The organism is Acidovorax sp. SUPP1855 (assembly GCF_030158955.1).
Lineage (GTDB): Bacteria > Pseudomonadota > Gammaproteobacteria > Burkholderiales > Burkholderiaceae_C > Paracidovorax.
Map to the genome: position 1 here is coordinate 1 of NZ_BQXI01000091.1, position 838 is coordinate 838.

At 56.6% G+C, this 838-nt stretch carries 1 protein-coding gene, 3 tRNA genes and 1 pseudogene; all 5 read left to right on the forward strand.

What is annotated here, in order from left to right; translation table 11 throughout:
• A pseudogene (locus AVMA1855_RS26520) lies at positions 1 to 145 on the forward strand (MerR family transcriptional regulator); the annotation flags it as partial.
• 58 nt (positions 146 to 203) lie between these two features.
• Positions 204 to 289 (forward strand) — tRNA-Tyr (locus tag AVMA1855_RS26525).
• 107 nt (positions 290 to 396) lie between these two features.
• Positions 397 to 470 (forward strand) — tRNA-Gly (locus tag AVMA1855_RS26530).
• A 51-nt stretch (positions 471 to 521) separates the two neighbouring features.
• Positions 522 to 596: transfer RNA gene (locus AVMA1855_RS26535), tRNA-Thr, on the forward strand.
• 76 nt (positions 597 to 672) lie between these two features.
• A partial coding sequence (locus tag AVMA1855_RS26540) for a GTP-binding protein (protein WP_284427584.1) occupies positions 673 to 838 on the forward strand: 166 nt, incomplete at its 3' end.

Genomic DNA, 838 nt, shown 5'->3' on the forward strand with positions numbered 1-838 from the left:
CGCCAAAGAGTTCGACCTCACCACCCGCGCCATGCGCTTCTATGAAGACATGGGCCTCCTCCAACCCCAACGCACCGGACCCGGCGCCCGTACTCGCATCTACACCGCTCGCGATCGCACTCGGTTGATCTGCTTCCTCGAAGCAATTTAGATTAGGGGAAACTCCTTTGCGGCAAAAAGGCTGCTACAATCATGGATTCTTCGGAGGGGTGCCCGAGTGGCTAAAGGGGGCAGACTGTAAATCTGTTGGCTTACGCCTACACTGGTTCGAATCCAGTCCCCTCCACCAAATATGAAGCGGCGCTTAGGCGCAACGCGGAGTCATGAAGCGGCGCTTAGGCGCAACGCGGAGTCATGAAGCGGCGCTTAGGCGCAACGCGGAGTCTGTAAGGCGATGCGGGAGTAGTTCAATGGTAGAACCCTAGCCTTCCAAGCTAATGACGCGGGTTCGATTCCCGTCTCCCGCTCCAGTTTGCAGTTGGTTAGTGGTTGGTCTCGAGAGTGTGTGATCGTCTCGAAATGCCCATGTGGCTCAGTGGTAGAGCACTCCCTTGGTAAGGGAGAGGTCGCGGGTCCGATTCCCGCCATGGGCACCAAATTCAAGGTGTGCGCACATAAAAAATGTGCGGGCGCCTATGTTGTATTGGTGTAATTTTTTTCGGAGTCGAAAAAATGGCAAAAGGTAAGTTCGAACGTACCAAGCCCCACGTAAACGTGGGCACCATCGGTCACGTGGACCATGGCAAGACGACTCTGACGGCGGCCATCGCCACGGTGCTGTCCTCCAAGTTCGGTGGCGAAGCCAAGGCATACGACCAGATCGACGCAGCGCCCGAAG